Consider the following 18,481-nt stretch of genomic DNA (forward strand, 5'->3'; position numbering starts at 1 on the left):
CACGCCAAGGCGACTCTTGAAAATTAGCATATGAAGAATGACTACGTAAAACGTATTAATGAGGCGCGTGTATATGACGTGGCAAAGAAAACACCACTCGAATTTCAGACATATCTTTCAAGCCGTTTTCATAATCAGATTTTTTTAAAGCGGGAAGATTTACAACCTGTCTTTTCATTTAAATTACGCGGCGCCTATAACAAGATGGCGGGCTTATCTAAACCGCAGCTAGATAAGGGCGTCATCACCGCTTCTGCGGGAAATCATGCGCAAGGCGTTGCGTTAAGCGCACAAAAACTAGGATGTCGCGCTGTAATCGTCATGCCTACTACAACCCCCCTTATTAAAATTGATGCTGTAAAACATCGAGGTGCTGAAGTGGTGCTATGGGGTGATTCTTATTCTGATGCTTATCAACACGCGCTCGAGATTGAAAAAAAAGAGGGCCTCACTTTTGTGCATCCTTACGATGATCCCGACGTCATCGCGGGGCAGGGAACGATTGCTAAAGAAATTTTAGATGAATATAAAAAACCTATTCATGCCATCTTTTGTTGTGTTGGCGGAGGCGGACTTCTTGCAGGCATGGCAACTTATATCAAAGCGATGCGACCTGAAATTAAAGTGATCGGCGTTGAGGCCAAAGACGCAGAAGCTATGAGCTTATCTTTAAAAACAGGCAAGCGTGTGGTGTTGGATCAGGTAGGGCTCTTTGCTGATGGCGCAGCCGTGAAAGAAGTAGGCCAGGTGACCTTTCCACTCTGTCAGGCTTACGTCGATGAAATGATTGTGGTGGATAACGATGCCATTTGTGCCGCCATTAAAGACGTTTTTGAGGATACGCGCTCTATTCTAGAGCCGGCAGGAGCTTTATCAGTTGCAGGCATGAAAGCTTATATCAAGAAACATAATTTAAAAGATGAGACTTTGGTAGGCATTGCATCGGGCGCTAATATGAATTTTGATCGTTTACGTTTTGTAGCGGAGCGAGCTGAAATTGGTGAAAAAAGAGAAGCTGTGCTTGCAGTCACCATACCTGAAACTCCAGGAGCCTTTAAAAACTTTTGTAGGTTATTAGGCCAGAGGAATATTACTGAATTTAATTATCGTTTTTCAGATCCTAAAAAAGCGCATATTTATGTGGGTCTTGCAATCAATGATAAGGACGAGCCATCACAGATTAAAGCCATGCTTGATAAGGAGGGCTTGCCTACCATTGATCTTACAAATAATGAGGTTGCAAAACTTCACTTAAGACACCTGGTCGGTGGACACTCACCTCAAGCTAAGAATGAAATGGTTTTTAGATTTGAGTTTCCAGAAAAGCCGGGCGCCCTCATGAAATTTTTAGAGACCATGGGACACAATTGGAACATCAGTTTATTTCATTACCGAAATCATGGCGCTGACTTTGGTCGTGTTTTAGTTGGTATGCAAGTCCCACCCGAAGATGAAATTAATTTTGAAGTCTTTTTGAATCAACTAGGCTACCCCTTCTGGGATGAAACAGATAATCCAGCCTATAAACTTTTCTTAGGTTAGTGCTTCCTTATTTTCATGAGGCGTTAAAGGGATAAATCCCCTGGAAGATTGTGAATAAATATTTAATAATTAAAAGCACGATATTTTAGGAGAATCAAATGCAGGTTATAAAACCAGTTGTCATATTAGGATTACTTATTTCATCCTTATTAGCAAATGCTGAAGATCGAGGTAGGGCTTATGTATCTAATCAAGAAGGTGGTGTCAGTATTATTAATTTAAATACCATGGAAACAGAAGGCACAATTGATATTCAAGCAAAAAATCCCCGCGGTATTGGCATCACAGAAGATGGCCAGTATTTAATTACTGCTAATAAAGATGACGAGAATTTGTCCGTGATTGATTTAAAAACGAATCAATTTGTGAAACATATTTCAGTAGGTAAAAATCCAGAATTTGTTCGCGTATTTAGAGGACAAGTCTTTGTATCAACTGAGCCAGCCTCGACCGGTAAACCACCTGTGGCCGGCAAAGAAGATGATGATAAAGATGAACCAAAAATCCCTGCACGTATTGCAGTGGTTGATTTAGCCAAGGGCAAAAAGACTCGAGATATTGTCGGTGGCCCAGAAACAGAAGGTATTGAATTTAGTAAAAGTGGTAAAGAAATTATTGTGACGAATGAAGCTGATAACACAATCACAGTCCACAACTTTAGTAATGGTAAATTATTAAAAACGATTTCAACTAAAAAATACGGAGATCGTCCACGTGGCATCAAAGTAGCGCCCAATGGAAAGTATTACGTCTCCACTCTGGAGTATGGAAATAATTTTATTGTCTTAGATAGTCAATTTAAACATCTTAAAACTGTGCCGACAGGTGAATCGCCTTATGGCATTAGTTTTGATCGAGAAGGCAAACGATTATTTGTCGCATCTTCGAAAGCAAAAACATTAGAAGTATTCGACACCACTAACTTTGAGAAAATTAAAGAAATTCCAACAGGTCGACGTTGTTGGCATTTTAGTTTTTCACCAGATGAAAAAGACATTTTACTAGCTTGTGGAAAATCTGATGAAGTGCTTGTCATTGATGCAGAAAAATTAGAAGTGACTAAGCGAATTCCTAATAAAGAAATTCCATGGGGTATCGTTGTTTATCCTAAAGCTATGGGCAGTTTAGATAGCGTTAAATAAAAAATAGGTGTTTATTTTAAAAGCCCAATATTTATTGGGCTTTTTTTATTTCAAATATTTCTCAATAAATTTCCACTCATCTTCTGTCACTGGAGTAATGGAGAGACGATTTCCTTTTTGAAGTATGCGCATATTTTCTAGTGCTTTAAACTCTCTTAGTTCTTTTAGACTTAATAAATTTGTTTTTTTAACAAGGGTCACATCTACATTGAGCCAGCGTGGATTTTCAGGTGTTGATTTAGGGTCAAAATACTTATGACCTTTTTGAAATTGAAAACGATCCGGATAAGCAAGCTTAGTTATCTCTACAACACCGGCAATCCCAGGTACATCACAATTGGAGTGATAAAAAAATGCAAGGTCGCCCACCTTCATTAAATCTCGCATAAAGTTTCTTGCTTGATAATTTCTAACACCATACCAATCAATGGTTTGTTTGGGGAGCTTTGCCAAATCATCGATTGACACATCGGATGGTTCGGATTTCATGAGCCAATAATGCATAGTTTTAAATAAAATAAAAGGTGGATAAAAGAGCTATGTTGATTTTCTTAAGTGTTGCCTAGACCAGCATCCTGAACCAAAGGTTCAAGGGGTAAAAGCCTAAGGTGCATTAGGTGCAATCGCCAAGGGTGTCTTAAAAGAGCACCCAATTTAGATCGCTCACACCGCAACCTGATGAGCTAAAACCGATGCTATAGACTAGTTCAAGGAATTATTAGCCTAAGCAACACTTAAAAAAACAAACGTGCTCATCGCAATCTTTAGTAAAGAATAGGCAGATCTTTAGTTTTGTGCAAGCACTTCGTCGATTTGATGTTCAATCGATGAAATTTTATGGCGGAATTGAGATAAGCCTTCACCGTCGGAAGTGTTTGAATTGATAAGTTCATTGGTGATATTAAGCGCTGCCATGATGATGATGCGATCAATTCCTACAATAGAGCCTTGAGATTGAATGAGATCAATTTTCTGATTTAAATATTGGACAGAATCTAACAGACTTTTTTCTTGGCCTTCAGGACATGCAACGATGAATTCGCGTGCCATGATAGTGACAGTAATATTTTTTGAGCTCATCGATTTTCTTCAGGAAGTTGTTTCATCATTTTTTCAAGACGAAGACTTGCTTCTTTCATATTGGACTGAAGTTTTATAAGTGTTGCTTCAGTCGATGCGAGTCGAGTCTCGAGTCCCTTATTTTTTCCCTGAGCAGATTCAATTAAGCTGATGAGCTGCTTAATTTTTTTCTCTAGTGCGATGAGTTGTGCTTCCATACCTTCACTATAGTTTAAAGAATTGAAGTGCGTCAATAGCGACTAAATAAATTAAATGCATCATGATTTCTTTTTAGCTCTTGGATGTGCTTTATCGTAAATATTTGCAAGATGCTGAAAGTCCAGATGGGTATAAACTTGCGTGGTGCTGATATTGGCATGACCTAACATTTCTTGCACTGCTCTTAAATCTTGACTTGATTGCAAAACGTGTGAGGCAAAGCTATGTCTTAATAAATGAGGGTGAACCGTACTATCAATACCTTGCTTGATAGCCCACATTTGAATGCGATACTGAATAGCGCGAGCTGTCATGCGCTTACCACGCTCTGTAATAAATAAGGCATCCATTGATTTGTCATCTGTTTTGATCGTTGCACGTTTTTCAATCCAAGATTGAATGGCATGCATTGCTTTTTGGCCTATAGGGACCATACGCATTTTATTGCCTTTGCCGGTGACAGTGATAACACCTTCTTGAAGATCGAGATCGTTGATATTGACATTTACTACTTCACTTAAACGTAGTCCAGATGAATAAAATAATTCTAAAAAGGCTTTATCTCTTAACCCTAGTAATGTGGTGTCATCAATAGATACGAGTTTAACCATCTGCTCAATTGATAAAGTTTGCGGTAATGTCTTGGCACTCTTGGGTGCGTGGACATCTTTGACAGGATTTTCTTTAAACTGGTGGCGCTCAATCAGGTAATTAAAAAATCCTCGCCATGCAGACAACATACGTGCGATAGATTTGCCATGGAGTCCTTGGCTATTAAGTTTAGCACTTGCTCGTCTGATGTCTTGGATAGAAAAGGATTCAAAACGATCATGCTCGACAAGAACTACAAGCTGGGCAAGATCATGGGCATAACTTTTAATTGAGTTGCTGCTAAGACCTTTTTCAAAGGTGAGGTAATCGATATAGCTTTTTTGGAAGTGATTATGTTCCATAAGTTTTAAGTGATCTCAATATCTCCCTCATAGAGAGTGACAGCCGGGCCTTTCATCATTACAGGATATGAAGATCCTTTCCAATCGATAGATAATGATCCTCCTGGCATATCAACTTTCACAGGTGATATAAGTAAATGACGTTTGATTCCTGATACTACCGCAGCGCATGCCCCTGTTCCACAAGCAAGTGTTTCGCCTGCGCCTCTTTCAAAGACACGCAAACGAATATGATGAGACGATACAATTTCCATAAACCCAACATTGACGCGCTTTGGAAAAAGCTCATGTGATTCCAAATAAGCACCTAATATTTCAACATGAGCTTGTTGAGTATCTTTGACTGTGATCACTGCGTGAGGGTTGCCCATGGATAAAACTGCCATATTGATTGTTTCTTTTTGATGCGGTAAATCTATTGAAATAGGGTATTCATTTTTTTCGACATCTGAAATAAATGGAATAAGTTTAGGATTAAAAATAGGCTCACCCATATTCACTTCAATCAGATGCTCAGCGTCTTCAGTGAGCTCAATAACACCTGATTTTGTTTCCACGCGAATGGATTGTTTATCAGTTAAGTGCTTATCTTTTACAAATCGGTAAAAACAACGCGCACCATTGCCACATTGCTCAACCTCACCACCATCTTGATTAAAAATACGATATTTGAAATCAACGTTTTCAAGGGCTGTATGCTCAACAACGAGAAGCTGATCAAATCCGATCCCGAGTTGTCTGTGAGATAAAGATTGAATCGTATCTTTAGATAACTGGAAAGGAGACTTAGTATGATCGAGCACTATAAAGTCATTACCAATCCCATGCATTTTTGTAAAATGAAGTTTCATAAAATGATTGTCTCTTATTTCTTTGGCTTTTTAAATCGTTGATAATTCCAAAGATACTGTGTTGGATATTTTCGAATGAGCATCTCAAGTCGATTATTAATACCTTGGGGGGAGTGATCTTGACCCAAAGGTTCAATATAGACTTCGTATCCCTGGCCTCCAGAAAGTCTATGACCAAAACCAATCAGGACAGCGGCATTCGAAGATTCTGCAAGCTTAGAAACAAGAGTCATAGTATAGGCGGGTGTATTAAAAAATTGAGCCCATACGCCCTGACCTTCATTGGGCACTTGATCAGGCAAGACACCAATCGCTTCACCCTTTTTTAACGCTTGCATTAATTGCTTAACGCCATGGAGGTTTGCTTCAGCAAGATGAATTTGGGAGTGACGCCTTCCAGATAAAACAATATTTGCAAGCCAGTTATGTTTTGGACGTTTGAATAGAACTGTGATGGGTTGATAGTGTGCGTAGTACTGCGCGGTAATTTCAAAACAGCCTAAATGAGGAGTTAAAAAAATAATACCCTTTTTCTTTTTGAGGGCAGCTTCAACATGCTGCCATCCGTAACATTGTTTGACCCAGCGAAAATTTTTTTGAGGTGAGTTAAACCAAATCGCAGGGGCTTCCATAAGACACTTTCCAATTTCGCGGATCGATAATTGTGTAAGTTTTTTTAAATCGTTTTCATCGGATGAAATAGAAGCACGTTTTAAATTAGCATCTATACGCTCTTTAAATCGACGATCAAATTGATAAGCGACTCGACCTAAAAATCCCCCTAATCCATGCAAGATAAAGAGAGGTAATTGAAAGAATATGGTAATGAAAAATAAGGATAGTCTTGATAGCATAATTGTATTTAAACCTGATATTTTGCTATTCTAAACGCTTTACGTAATTTAGAACTTGGAAAAAACCATGAGCGAGCACTTATTTACTTCGGAATCTGTTTCCGAGGGCCATCCAGATAAAGTAGCTGATCAGATATCAGATGCGATCCTTGATGCTATCTTAGAACAAGACCCTACGGCTCGTGTTGCAGCTGAAACATTAACAAACACAGGGCTTGTTGTATTAGCAGGAGAGATCACCACGACAGCTAATGTGGATTATATTAAAGTTGCTCGCGATACGATTCGTTACATTGGCTATGACAATACTGATTACGGCATTGATTATAAAGGCTGTGCTGTCCTTGTCGCCTATGACAAGCAGTCGCCTGATATTGCGCAGGGTGTGGATGGTGCTTTAGATGACCCACTAGACCAAGGTGCAGGTGATCAAGGTTTAATGTTTGGTTATGCCTGTGATGAAACAGCGCAGTTGATGCCTATGCCTATTTGGCTATCTCACCGTTTAATGGAAAGGCAATCTTATTTAAGAAAAGATGGCAGGCTTCCATGGTTGCGTCCGGATGCTAAGGCACAAGTCACTTTAAAGTATAAAGATCATAAGCCGCATTCGATTGACACAGTTGTGCTCTCAACTCAGCATGATCCAGAGGTATCTCTCGAAACCATTCGCGAATCAGTGATTGAGGAAATTATTAAACCTATTTTGCCTAAAGAGCTTATTAAAGGGGACATCAAGTACCTTGTAAATCCTACAGGTCGATTTGTCATTGGCGGGCCTCAGGGCGATTGTGGACTCACTGGGCGTAAAATTATTGTAGACACCTACGGCGGTTCAGCGCCTCATGGTGGTGGGGCTTTTTCAGGAAAAGATCCAAGTAAAGTCGATCGTTCAGCGGCCTATGCTGCTCGCTATGTCGCTAAAAATATTGTGGCAGCAGGCTTGGCTTCTCGTTGTTTAGTGCAAATTTCATATGCGATTGGTGTTGCAAGACCGACCTCGGTGATGCTGGAAACTTACGGCACAGGTAAGATTGCAGACGACAAATTGACCGCATTAGTTCTTGAGCATTTTGATTTAAGACCTAAAGGCATTGTGAAAATGCTTGATTTATTGCGTCCCATTTATAAGAAAACGGCGGCTTATGGACATTTTGGACGTGACGAGCCAGAATTCTCATGGGAATCAGCAGATAAAGCTCAAATCCTTAAATCAGCAAGTTAAATATTTGAACTTTAGTAAGTATTTGAGTCCTAATTACTTTTAATTTATAATGCAACTCTTCTGAGGAACGCTGCGAGATTTTTTCATAAAATCCCAGGCTCAGATTACAAGTTTACTTGTAAACGGCGTTCACCAATTTATAACCGTGCCAGTCACGGGATGTTGGTGGATACCGAAACATCCCAGCTGGTCACTTAGCATTCAAAAGGAATTTAAAATGAATACAGTGACTAACCAAAATTTAAATACACAAGACTATCTTATTGCCGATATTAATCAGGCTGACTTTGGCCGCAAAGAAATCACCATTGCAGAAACTGAAATGCCAGGTCTCATGGCTATTCGTGAAGAATATTCAAAAACAAAACCATTAAAAGGTGCCCGCATTAGCGGCTCACTTCATATGACGATTCAAACAGCAGTGCTCATTGAGACACTTAAAGATTTGGGAGCTGAGGTGAGATGGGCATCTTGCAATATCTACTCAACACAAGATCATGCAGCAGCAGCTATAGCTAAAAGCGGCACACCTGTCTTTGCTTTTAAAGGTGAAACGCTTGATCAGTATTGGGAATACACGCATCGTATTTTTGAATGGAGCGATGGCGGCTATACCAACATGATTCTTGATGATGGTGGTGATGCAACTTTACTTCTTCACTTAGGTACGCGCGCTGAAAAAGATGCCGCATTGATTTCGAAGCCTTCAAGCGAAGAAGAGATTTCACTTTTTAATTCAATCAAGCAAAAGTTAGCAACAGATCCTCATTGGTATTCTGAAAGGCTTAAACACGTTAAAGGGGTAACCGAAGAAACGACTACAGGTGTTCATCGTTTATATCAAATGCATAAAGAGGGTAAATTAGCTTTCCCTGCAATTAATGTTAATGATTCAGTGACGAAATCTAAATTTGATAACCTTTATGGCTGTCGTGAGTCTTTAGTAGACGCTATTAAGCGTGCAACGGACGTAATGATTGCAGGTAAGGTAGCTGTTGTGGCTGGTTATGGAGATGTAGGCAAGGGCTCAGCACAAGCGCTCCGCGCTTTATCGGCACAAGTATGGGTCACTGAAATCGATCCTATTTGTGCACTTCAAGCTGCAATGGAAGGTTACCGAGTCGTGACTATGGATTATGCCGCTGAACATGCTGATATTTTTGTAACAGCTACAGGTAATTATCATGTCATTACTCATGACCATATGTCGCGTATGAAACATCAAGCAATCGTTTGTAATATTGGCCACTTCGACAATGAAATTGATGTGGCATCTTTAAGTGATTGCAAATGGGAAGAAATTAAACCGCAAGTGGACCACGTGATTTTTAAAGACGGTAAACGAATCATCTTGCTTGCAAAAGGTAGGCTCGTGAATTTAGGATGCGGCACAGGGCATCCAAGTTATGTAATGAGCTCTTCATTCGCAAATCAAACGATTGCTCAGATTGAATTATTTGCGCACTCTGAGAAATATCCGGTTGGCGTATATACATTGCCGAAACATTTAGACGAGAAAGTTGCTCGCTTACAATTGAAAAAATTAAATGCGGAACTTACGACTTTGTCTGAAGTGCAGGCTAATTATATTGGCGTTAAAGAAGAAGGACCTTATAAGCCTGAGCAGTATCGTTATTAATCATGGCTAAGAAAATTTCTTACAGTTTCGAGTTTTTTCCTCCCAATACACCGGAAGGTATTAAGAACTTAAAAGATACTCGTCAGCAACTCTCTGCATTTAAGCCCGAATTTTATTCGGTGACATTTGGTGCAGGGGGCTCTACGAGAGATCGGACGCTTGAAACAGTATTAGAAATAAAACAAGAAGGCTTTAATGCAGTACCTCATATTTCAGGTATTTCATCGACAAAAGCAGAAATTAAAACTTTACTTGATCTCTACCAGCAAAATAATATTAAGCATCTTGTAGCGTTGAGAGGTGATGTGCCGCAAGGCGCATTACCAAGTGGAGAGTTTAAACATGCTAATGAATTAGTAAGTTTTATTCGACAAGAAACTAATGATTACTTTCATATTGAAGTAGCAGCCTATCCTGAATATCATCCTGAAGCGCCCTCAGCACAAATAGACATTCAAAACTTTAAAAATAAAGTGGATGCTGGGGCCAATTCGGCTATTACACAATTCTTTTTTAATGCCGATGCATATTTTAGATTTATGGATGAATGCTTAATTGCAGATATTGATGTGCCGATTATTCCAGGTGTTATGCCAATTTATAACATTAATCAATTAGCTCGCTTCGCATCTAATTGCGGCGCAGAAATTCCTCGCTGGCTCAGAATTAAATTAGAGAGCTATGGGGACGACTTACCCTCATTAAGATCATACGGTGTAGATGTGATATCTGAACTTTGTGAAACGTTGATTGGATGGGACGTACCGAGCTTACATTTTTATACGTTAAACCAAGCAGGCATTATTTCCCGCATCATTCAAAATATAGAAAGTACTTAGTGTAAAACTAAGTTGTGATCTTGGTAGATTGCATCTTCGATAAATAAAAAGTCTTTTTCACGACCTTCATTCCAAAGCGCCATCATCACAATCCAACGCATTTCCTCGATATTAATATGCTCTTGTTTCAGTGCCATAGCTCGATCCAGGATAATTTCTCGTTCATTTGTGTCAAGCACCTTGGCTTGTTCTAGGAATAATACAAAACCTAAGCTTTCAGCACTTATCTTTTTTTGTTCATTCTCGGAGTACATGCGATAGCCCAAGGAAGAACATGCGTTATTTTTTACAGGGATGGCATTAGTCATTGCTTTTAGCTGATTAAACCAAGTAAAGGCATTTTCAATATCTTGATTATCAAATCCGGCAGCTTCAAGTTCTGCAGTAATGCTTTTGAAGTCAGGCAAATTTTGCGTACTCAGATAATTTTCAAACATATAGATCAGCAGTTCTAGCATAAAGATTCCTTTACGATAGTGAATGAAAAATTACTTAGAAGTAAGTGAAGGCTAAATGAATTTGAGTCAGGTAATTGAGCTATTAGCAAAGTATAATATTCTTAATATGTCTAATAAATTTAAGGTGTTTAGACCTTGTAGATAAGTTATCAGCAATAAATAAAATAATCAACATTTATGGCAATTTTAAATATATTAAATTATCCTGACCCAAAACTGCATACTATTGCAAAACCAATTGAGGTTGTGGATAACTCAATTAGGAAGCTTATCGATGATATGGCGGAAACGATGTATTCTGCGCCAGGCATAGGATTGGCTGCAACTCAAGTTGATCGTCATCTTCAATTAATTCTGGTGGATATTTCTGAAACAAAAGACAATTTAAAGGTTTTTATTAATCCTAAAATTATTGAATCATCAGGGCAGCAAGTATATGAAGAGGGCTGTTTATCAGTGCCTGATGTTTTTGAATCAGTGAAACGTGCCGAACATATAAGAGTTCAAGCTCTTGATCGAGAAGGAAAATCTTTTGAGCTTGAAGCAGAGGGTTTATTGGCTGTTTGTATTCAGCATGAAATGGACCATCTTCTAGGTAAAGTATTTGTAGAATACTTATCATCATTGAAACGGAATCGCATCAAAATAAAAATGAAAAAACGCGCCAAAGAGCATTTGGTTAATGCTTAATTTAGCGACATCTATATAGTGAATCCCTTAAAAATTATTTTTGCCGGCACTCCTGACTTTGCTGTCCCAGCTTTGCAGGCTCTTTATGATAAAAATTATAAGGTAGTTGGTGTTTTAACTCAGCCTGATAGGCCATCAGGCCGCGGTTTGAAGCTTCATCCGAGCCCCGTAAAGCTTAAAGCAAATGAATTAAGTATCCCTGTTTATCAGCCTTCAGAATTAAAAAGCCAACAATCATACGAGACTTTGGCGGCAATCGATTTCAATGTGATGATAGTGGCAGCCTATGGACTGATTATTCCCCAAGCCATTCTAGACCTTCCTTCTTTGGGTTGTTTTAATATACATGCGTCTCTATTGCCGAGGTGGCGAGGTGCTGCTCCAATTCATCGTGCTATCTTGATAGGTGATAAGACAACCGGAGTCACTATTATGCGCGTAGTTCAAAAATTGGATGCGGGCGACATGGTTAAAAAAGCTGAAATTCAAATCAGCGAAAAGGATACAACTGAGCAGTTAACAAAAACACTTTCAATATTGGGCGCCAATTTAATGACAGAAGTCATGGATGAATTAGCCAAGAAAGGTGAGCTTCAATCTTCGCCTCAAAATGAAGCGAATGTAACTTATGCCGAAAAAGTAACTAAAGAAGAGTCAAAAATTAATTGGCATGATCCCGCCTTAGTAATTGCAAGAAAAGTCAGAGCATTTAATTCATTTCCAGTTGCACAAACTGAATATCGTGAAGCTATATGTAAAATTTGGCAGGCTGAGGTTGCTATAGACGCTAATGAAGATGCCAATATAGGCGAAATTATAAAGCTTGACGAATTTATTCATGTGAAATGTGGTGAAGGTATCTTATCAATTAAAGAGCTTCAAATGCCCGGGGGAAAAAGACTTAAAGCCAAAGAATTCATTCTGGGGCATCGACCTATATTGGGAGACGTCTTTAAGTCGTAACTATTTTGCATCAATCTCAACTTATTGCAGCAGATTGTGTGTCCGAAGTTATAAAAGGACATAACTTAAATCAAGTTTTTGAAAGGCGTTTCGAACATCATCAGAATATTACGCCACAACAAAAATCGGTTGCAATTTTTTTGGCATATGGGGCCATTCGATTTTTAGGTGAAAATCAATTTTTTATTCAGCAACTCATTGATAAAAAAATAACAAATAAAAAAATCGAAGCTTTACTTTGTGTTGCCTTATTTCAATTGAATCATGACCAATCCACTGATTTTACAGTAGTGAATGAAGCTGTAGAGGCAGCTAAATTGATCAATAAATCCTGGGCAGGTTCTTTTGTAAATGGAGTATTAAGAAATTTTATTCGTCAAAAAGAAAATTTACAAACAGAATTAAAAAATAACGAAGAGGCTTTTTATTCATACCCCGTATGGTGGATTAATCTTATTAAGCAAAATTATCCCAAGAACTGGGAAAGTATATTATTGAATGGAAATAAGCACCCGCCCCTGACGTTGAGAATTAATGAAAGAAAAACTAATCTTAAGCAATATGAAGAAAAACTTAAATCAGAAGCGATTTCTTATCGAGTTTTAGGAAATACTGCATTAGAGCTGGCCCAGCCTACTCCTGTAGAAAAAATACCTGGATTTATGGATGGCGAAGTTTCTATCCAAGACTTTGGCGCTCAGCTTGCTGCAAAACTTTTAGATTTGCAAGATGGCCAGATTTGTCTTGATGCCTGCAGTGCGCCTGGCGGAAAAACTGGGCATATGCTAGAAATTGCCGATATTGAGTTAGTGTCTATTGACCAGCAAAAAGACCGTCTATATAAAGTAAAGGAAAATTTAGAGAGATTGCACCTTCACGCCTATTTGAAATGTGCAGATTTAACAGCAGTGAATACATGGTGGAATGAAAAATTATTTGACCGTATCCTACTAGACGCACCATGTTCAGCATCGGGGGTCGTTAGGCGTCACGTAGATATAAAATGGTTGAGAAGGCCGCGTGATATTGAAATGTTTGCTAAACAACAAGAGGCTATGCTTGAAGCTATGTGGCAGCTATTAAAAAAGGGTGGTAAATTACTTTACGCGACATGCTCTATATTTCATGATGAGAATCAGAAGGTTATTAATCATTTTATTAAAGAGCATACGGACGCAAAAGAAGTAAAATGGTCTGTTGATTCAGAATATAGTAAATATGAAAATCAACTAATACCAAGCGAAAATCATGACGGATTCTTTTATGCATTGCTTGAAAAAAATTAAATTAAGTATTTTCTTTAGCCTTTGGATGGCCTTGTTTTTCCCTTCATCTATTGTTGCGGCCGACAATAGCTTAATTATCAAAACTGCTGAAATTAATAGTCAATTCGAAGCCTATTTTTTAAATGCTGATTTTGACTTATCTTTTAATGATGATTTAGATGAAGCAATTAGAAAAGGTATTCCTATTAATTTTGTTATTGAATTTGAGCTAAAAAAACCCAGAAAATATTGGTTTGATGAAGAGGTTGCTAAAAAAACAAAAGAGATTCTATTAAGTTACCATGCTCTATCAAAACAATTTATTCTCGCTGAGTCTGAAAATCGTCTTATTGCTTTTGATAATTTAACTCAAGCAAAAAATGAACTTAAAAGAATAAAAAATTGGCGTATTTTTGATAAATCACAGATTGATGATACTGAAAAGTACTCGGCTTATCTTCTAGTTAAATTAGATCAGACTAAATTACCAAAACAGCTTCAAGCAGATATAACAAGTAATCAAGAATGGCAATTAGCTTCTAAACAATTCCAATGGACATTCGTAAATAAAAAATGAGATATCTTATTGCCATTGCTGCTTTAGTTGGTGCATTGCTTTTATTTCTTTTGTCGAAAGCAAGTTCAAGTTCTGAATTTATTTCAGGTAGCTCTTACACAATCGTTCTAATATTAAGCGGCTTTTTTATTTTGAGTCTGATTGCAATCATTGCAAATCAGATTAAGAAACTATTTAGAAATATTAAAAAAGATGTGATGGGAAGTCGATTATCCATGCGTCTTGTTATTTCCTTTACGCTTATGGCAGTTATACCAGGCTTAATTGTTTATTTAGTTTCTGTTAATTTCTTAACGCGTTCAATTGAGTCATGGTTTAATGTCAAAGTCGAATCAGCCCTAGATGGTGGCTTAAAACTGGGGCAAAAAGCATTAGATATCATGTTAACTGACCTGGAGTTAAAAGCGGAGCGTATGGCACTCTCGCTTTCCTCATTGCCTGCGACATCCCAATATGCTGCACTTAGTGATCTTCGCGAAAAAACAGGTGTTCAAGATGCCACAATCATTTCTGACCAAGGAAAAATTATAGCTGTATCAAGCAATGATGCAGAATCATTTTTACCTGCATTGCCGACATTAATACAATTGAAGCAGGCAGAAAATAATATCTACGGGAAAATTGAGCCGATAACAAATAAAGGCCTTTATTTGAGAGTATTGGCACCAATTAATGGGACTTCAGTCTCGAACGAAAGATTAATTTTACAAATTTTACAACCAGTACCAAACTCCCTGTCGACATTGGCTGAGTCAGTGCAGGACGTATTCCAAGACTACCAAAAGCTTTCCTATAGCAGGGATTCATTAAAATTAATTTTTTCAATTACATTAACCCTTGTCCTTATGCTTGCCATCTTGACTGCTGTCGCCATCGGATTTCTACTTAGTAGAAAATTATCAGAGCCATTAGCACTTCTAGCTGAAGGTACCAAAAAGATTGCAAAAGGAAATTTTAAGACAATGCTTCCCGAAAAAGGCAAAGATGAGCTAGGCGTGCTCGTGAGATCTTTTAATAGCATGACTAGACAATTAGACCAGGCTACCCAAACATCAGAAAATAATCAGATAAGACTTGAGTCTGCTCGATCATATCTTGAAACTGTATTAGCCCATTTGTCTTCAGGAGTGATCGTTATTAACGATGCAATGGAAATTAAATCATTTAATATTGCCGCTTCTAAGATTTTACAGGTTGATTTGTCAAAAAATAAAGACCAATTGCTAACTTCAATCTCAAATAAAAATAAGTTATTAAAAGATTTTATTGTGAGCATTCAAGAAGAAATCAAGACATCAAATAGGAAGATGCAACCAGAAATCATAAAACAATTTGAAATTAGATATGAAAAAAATAATCAAGTGCTTTCCCTACAAATCACAACTCTCCCGCAAAATAAAGTTAACAACTATGTCTTAATGATCGATGATATTACTATGATGATTCAAGCTCAAAGAAATGCTGCTTGGTCTGAGGTTGCGAGAAGGCTTGCGCACGAAATTAAAAACCCACTTACACCAATTCAACTTTCAGCTGAAAGAATTAAACATAAATTAGGATCTAAATTAAATAAAGACGATACAGAGATTCTAGATAAGGCTGTCTCAACAATTGTGAATCAAGTTGATGCAATGAAAACTATGGTAAATGAGTTTAGTGAATATGCCCGCGCACCTAAATTAAATCTAGAATCAACAGATATTAACGAAACTATCATAGAAATTTCTCATTTATTTGAAAATTCAGGAATTAAGATAACAACTAATTTATTAAAAGGGTTGCCTAAAATAAAAGTGGACGCGAATATGATGAGACAAGTACTAATAAATCTTATTCAAAATGCGCAAGACGCTATGGTTAGCAATACAAAAAAACCGAGCATTAAAATTAATACTAATAAGTATAAAAATTATCTCGTCTTATCCATTGAAGATAATGGCCCAGGTTTTTCAGAAGACATACTTAAAAAAGCATTTGAACCATATGTCACAACTAAATCGCATGGCACTGGTCTTGGCTTAGCTATTGTAAAAAAAATAATTGAAGAGCATGAAGGAATCATTGTTGTAGAAAATATAAAAAGTGGCGGCGCCCATATTAATATTCAACTGCCAATAGCTAAAAGTAAATAATTATGAGCATAAAAAAAATACTAGTAGTAGATGATGAGTTAGGGATAAGAGAATTGCTAAGAGATATTCTTATTGATGAGGGTTTTGAAATTTTTGTGGCTGAAAATGCCACAGAAGCCCGCGAGCTTAAAAAAAATAAAATGCCTGATTTGATCTTATTGGATATATGGATGCCTGATTGTGACGGCATTACTCTTCTTAAAGAGTGGGTAAATGAAAAATTTATGACTAGTCCAGTGGTAATGATGTCAGGGCATGGAACAATCGACACAGCCTTGGAAGCAACTAAAATCGGAGCTTTTGATTTCCTCGAAAAGCCCATTACGCTGCAAAAGCTTTTAAAGACAGTAAACGAAGCCTTAAAGCATGCAAATAATTTGCCAAAAATAGAAATAAATTTACTTAACATTGGCAAGAGCGAGGTAATACAAGATCTTAAAAAGAGACTCGATAAACTCATTTCATTAAAAACACCCCTTCTTCTTGTGGGTCCCCAAGGTGGCTGTGCCAAGATTTGTGCACAATACTTACATCCCAAAAATCAACCTTGGATTGATGTAAAAGATTTTGAGGTTGTTTCAAATGCACCAGCTGATCTTCTCGATCAACATAGAGGCGGCTCAATCTTCTTAAATGAAATTTCTCATTTAACTAAATCTCAGCAAAAAGGCTTAAATTTACTAATTAGTAAAGCGGCTAATTATGATGTAAGAATTATTTGCGCTACTTCAAAATCACTTACTCAGGAGAATGATGTTGATTTTGATGAGCGTATTTTGAATGAGCTATTGCCTGGATCATTATTGCTTCCTTCAATCAATGAGCATAAAGAAGATATTCCAGAATTAGCATCATCCATTTTGACAATGCATCTTACAAAATCTGATAAATCAGAGTATAAAGTTTTTGATGTTGCTGCCTTAAACATGATGCGCGGCATGAATTGGCTGGGTGATATTGAGGAGTTAGAAAGTTTCGTATTTAATTTAATGCAAACGAGCTTGCTTGAAAAAATTACGGCAGATGATGTTAAGCGCGTTTCAAATCAATTTAATTTGTTACATGATAAAAGTAAAACTTCAAAAAGAAGTAAAGGCAATAAAGATGAAGGTTTGGGGGATATTTTTAGTAAATCATTAAGAGATGCGCGTGATGAGTTTGAAAGAATGTATTTTAAGCATCACTTAAATCAAGATGATCAGAGCATGTCTAAACTTTCGGAAGTGTCTGGCGTTGAAAGAACGCACCTTTACAGAAAGTTGAAGCAACTTGGAATCAAAGTAAAGTAAAGTAAATCAGAATTCTATGACGACAGGTGTATGGTCTGATGGGCGTTCGGACTTTCTTGGCTCTTTGTCAATGACGGAATTTGTAGTTTTGTCTGTTATATTTTTATTTGTGAGTATGTGATCAATGCGCATACCAAGATTTCGCCTGAATCCAGCCATTCGGTAATCCCACCAGCTATATTGAATTTCAGAAGGATTAATGACTCTAAAATTATCTGACAATCCTAGGTCAATAATTTTTTGAAATGCTTCCCTTTCTTTTGGACTGACAAGAATATTATTCTTCCAGGCCTCTGGATCGTGACAATCAATATCTTGAGGGGCAATATTAAAGTCGCCTGCAATAATAATGTCTGGGAAAGATACCATTTCATTTTTAAGCCATAGGGTGAAATGTTTTAACCAATCGAGCTTGTAGTGATATTTTTCTGAATCTACAGACTGCCCATTAGGAACATAGACACAAACTATTCTTATTTTTCCATAGTCCGTATTTATAGTTGCAGCAATTAATCTCTTTTGCTCATCCTCGAAATCAGGGATATTATTTTGAATATCAAAAAGCTCATATCTACTTATAATCGCAACCCCATTGTAGGTTTTTTGTCCATTATGGATAGCGTGATAACCAAGAGCACTTATGGCTTCATGAGGGAATTTAATATTCTCTTGTTTTGTTTCCTGAAGCAAAAGCAGGTCAGGCTGCGATTTTTTAATCCAATCTTCAACCTGGCCTATTCTTACTGTAAGAGAATTCACATTCCACGTTGCGAGCTTCATAACA

Annotated in this window: 19 protein-coding genes and 1 riboswitch; of the genes, 11 read left to right on the plus strand and 8 right to left on the minus strand. The window is 37.5% G+C overall.

What is annotated here, in order from left to right; translation table 11 throughout:
• The first annotated feature begins 30 nt into the window (after positions 1-30).
• Both ilvA and FIT70_RS00520 read left to right on the plus strand, forming a co-directional pair.
• Positions 31-1,542 (plus strand): threonine ammonia-lyase, biosynthetic, encoded by a 1,512-nt coding sequence (gene ilvA, locus FIT70_RS00515; protein WP_139930292.1) that lies wholly within the window; start codon positions 31-33, stop codon positions 1,540-1,542.
• 98 nt (positions 1,543-1,640) lie between these two features.
• Positions 1,641-2,684 (plus strand): beta-propeller fold lactonase family protein, encoded by a 1,044-nt coding sequence (locus tag FIT70_RS00520; RefSeq protein WP_139870938.1) that lies wholly within the window; start codon positions 1,641-1,643, stop codon positions 2,682-2,684.
• 45 nt (positions 2,685-2,729) lie between these two features.
• Here FIT70_RS00520 and FIT70_RS00525 read toward each other — a convergent pair whose 3' ends face one another.
• The 6 genes from FIT70_RS00525 to FIT70_RS00550 all read right to left on the minus strand — a co-directional run bounded on the left by FIT70_RS00525 (position 2,730) and on the right by FIT70_RS00550 (position 6,620).
• A complete protein-coding gene (locus FIT70_RS00525) occupies positions 2,730-3,188 on the minus strand; it encodes an EVE domain-containing protein (protein WP_139930293.1) in 459 nt (152 codons plus the stop codon).
• 282 nt (positions 3,189-3,470) lie between these two features.
• Positions 3,471-3,764, minus strand: coding sequence for a cell division protein ZapA (locus FIT70_RS00530; protein WP_028818142.1), 294 nt, complete (start codon positions 3,762-3,764; stop codon positions 3,471-3,473).
• Positions 3,761-3,997 (minus strand): hypothetical protein, encoded by a 237-nt coding sequence (locus FIT70_RS00535; protein ID WP_049814324.1) that lies wholly within the window; start codon positions 3,995-3,997, stop codon positions 3,761-3,763. The genes FIT70_RS00530 and FIT70_RS00535 overlap by 4 nt, the downstream gene beginning before the upstream one ends.
• 24 nt (positions 3,998-4,021) lie before the next feature.
• A complete protein-coding gene (gene xerC, locus FIT70_RS00540; protein WP_139866685.1) occupies positions 4,022-4,915 on the minus strand; it encodes a tyrosine recombinase XerC in 894 nt (297 codons plus the stop codon).
• A 5-nt stretch (positions 4,916-4,920) separates the two neighbouring features.
• Complete coding sequence (gene dapF / locus FIT70_RS00545; protein ID WP_139870941.1) at positions 4,921-5,766, minus strand: diaminopimelate epimerase; 846 nt, start codon at positions 5,764-5,766, stop codon at positions 4,921-4,923.
• Positions 5,767-5,780: 14 nt separating this feature from the next.
• A complete protein-coding gene (locus FIT70_RS00550) occupies positions 5,781-6,620 on the minus strand; it encodes a lysophospholipid acyltransferase family protein (RefSeq protein WP_139930296.1) in 840 nt (279 codons plus the stop codon).
• 67 nt (positions 6,621-6,687) lie between these two features.
• On the opposite strand from FIT70_RS00550, the gene metK reads away from it, so the two are divergent.
• From metK to metF, 3 genes are all read left to right on the plus strand, one after another.
• Positions 6,688-7,845, plus strand: a complete 1,158-nt coding sequence (gene metK / locus FIT70_RS00555; RefSeq protein ID WP_139866691.1) for a methionine adenosyltransferase — start codon at positions 6,688-6,690, stop codon at positions 7,843-7,845.
• A gap of 56 nt (positions 7,846-7,901) precedes the next feature.
• A riboswitch (S-adenosyl-L-homocysteine riboswitch) is annotated at positions 7,902-7,983 on the plus strand.
• A gap of 79 nt (positions 7,984-8,062) precedes the next feature.
• A complete protein-coding gene (gene ahcY / locus FIT70_RS00560; protein ID WP_028818148.1) occupies positions 8,063-9,484 on the plus strand; it encodes an adenosylhomocysteinase in 1,422 nt (473 codons plus the stop codon).
• Between the two features lie 2 nt (positions 9,485-9,486).
• Positions 9,487-10,323 carry a methylenetetrahydrofolate reductase [NAD(P)H] gene (metF, locus tag FIT70_RS00565; protein ID WP_139869941.1) on the plus strand — a complete coding sequence of 279 codons (837 nt, stop codon included), beginning with the start codon at positions 9,487-9,489 and terminating at the stop codon, positions 10,321-10,323.
• Here the strand turns inward: metF and FIT70_RS00570 are convergent.
• Positions 10,320-10,781, minus strand: a complete 462-nt coding sequence (locus tag FIT70_RS00570; RefSeq protein WP_139875301.1) for a Smg family protein — start codon at positions 10,779-10,781, stop codon at positions 10,320-10,322. The genes metF and FIT70_RS00570 overlap by 4 nt on opposite strands.
• Before the next feature lie 177 nt (positions 10,782-10,958).
• Here FIT70_RS00570 and def point away from each other — a divergent pair, with 177 nt between their 5' ends.
• The 6 genes from def to FIT70_RS00600 are packed head-to-tail and all read left to right on the plus strand — an operon-like array spanning position 10,959 to position 17,697.
• Positions 10,959-11,471 carry a peptide deformylase gene (def, locus tag FIT70_RS00575; protein WP_139875302.1) on the plus strand — a complete coding sequence of 171 codons (513 nt, stop codon included), beginning with the start codon at positions 10,959-10,961 and terminating at the stop codon, positions 11,469-11,471.
• An 18-nt stretch (positions 11,472-11,489) separates the two neighbouring features.
• Positions 11,490-12,434, plus strand: coding sequence for a methionyl-tRNA formyltransferase (gene fmt / locus FIT70_RS00580; RefSeq protein WP_139930298.1), 945 nt, complete (start codon positions 11,490-11,492; stop codon positions 12,432-12,434).
• Positions 12,435-12,439: 5 nt separating this feature from the next.
• Positions 12,440-13,720 (plus strand): 16S rRNA (cytosine(967)-C(5))-methyltransferase RsmB, encoded by a 1,281-nt coding sequence (gene rsmB / locus FIT70_RS00585; RefSeq protein WP_139930300.1) that lies wholly within the window; start codon positions 12,440-12,442, stop codon positions 13,718-13,720.
• Positions 13,698-14,276, plus strand: coding sequence for a DUF4390 domain-containing protein (locus FIT70_RS00590; protein WP_189340857.1), 579 nt, complete (start codon positions 13,698-13,700; stop codon positions 14,274-14,276). Before rsmB ends, FIT70_RS00590 begins: the two co-directional genes overlap by 23 nt.
• Complete coding sequence (locus tag FIT70_RS00595; RefSeq protein ID WP_139930302.1) at positions 14,273-16,408, plus strand: sensor histidine kinase; 2,136 nt, start codon at positions 14,273-14,275, stop codon at positions 16,406-16,408. Before FIT70_RS00590 ends, FIT70_RS00595 begins: the two co-directional genes overlap by 4 nt.
• 2 nt (positions 16,409-16,410) lie before the next feature.
• The gene (locus FIT70_RS00600; protein ID WP_139930304.1) at positions 16,411-17,697 is read left to right on the plus strand and encodes a sigma-54-dependent transcriptional regulator; all 1,287 of its coding nucleotides are present in this window, start codon (positions 16,411-16,413) and stop codon (positions 17,695-17,697) included.
• 6 nt (positions 17,698-17,703) lie between these two features.
• Here FIT70_RS00600 and xth read toward each other — a convergent pair whose 3' ends face one another.
• Positions 17,704-18,477, minus strand: a complete 774-nt coding sequence (xth, locus tag FIT70_RS00605; protein WP_028818157.1) for an exodeoxyribonuclease III — start codon at positions 18,475-18,477, stop codon at positions 17,704-17,706.
• Positions 18,478-18,481: the final 4 nt, after the last annotated feature.

This window comes from Candidatus Methylopumilus universalis (genome assembly GCF_006364435.1).
GTDB classification, from domain to species: domain Bacteria; phylum Pseudomonadota; class Gammaproteobacteria; order Burkholderiales; family Methylophilaceae; genus Methylopumilus; species Methylopumilus universalis.